The following is a 236-nucleotide window of genomic DNA, read 5'->3' as shown; positions in this document are numbered from 1 at the left end:
ATCGACACCGTCTCGGGGGCGACGTACACGTCGGAGGGCTACATCCAGTCGGTCCAGTCGGCGATCGACCAGCGATGAGGTTTCTGGAGACCGTGATGGGCATCCCCATGTCGCTCGATGTGCGGGATGACCGGGACGCGCGGCCGGCCGCCGAACGCGCCTTCGCCGTCCTGCGCGAGGCCGACCGGCGGTTCAGCGCCTACCGGCCGGACAGTGAGGTGAGCCGGGCGAACGCC

General features: G+C 69.9%; 1 protein-coding gene. It reads left to right on the top strand.

Going from position 1 to position 236, the window contains the following annotated elements:
• On the top strand, nt 1-78 hold the full coding sequence (locus SB773_RS34600; protein WP_410595067.1) for an FMN-binding protein: 78 nt from the start codon (nt 1-3) through the stop codon (nt 76-78).
• Nucleotides 79-236 lie beyond the last annotated feature (158 nt).

Source organism: Bacillus sp. SIMBA_074 (assembly GCF_046534555.1).
Classification (GTDB): domain Bacteria; phylum Bacillota; class Bacilli; order Bacillales; family Bacillaceae_G; genus Bacillus_A; species Bacillus_A mycoides.
This window is presented reverse-complemented; position numbering and strand designations above follow the sequence as displayed.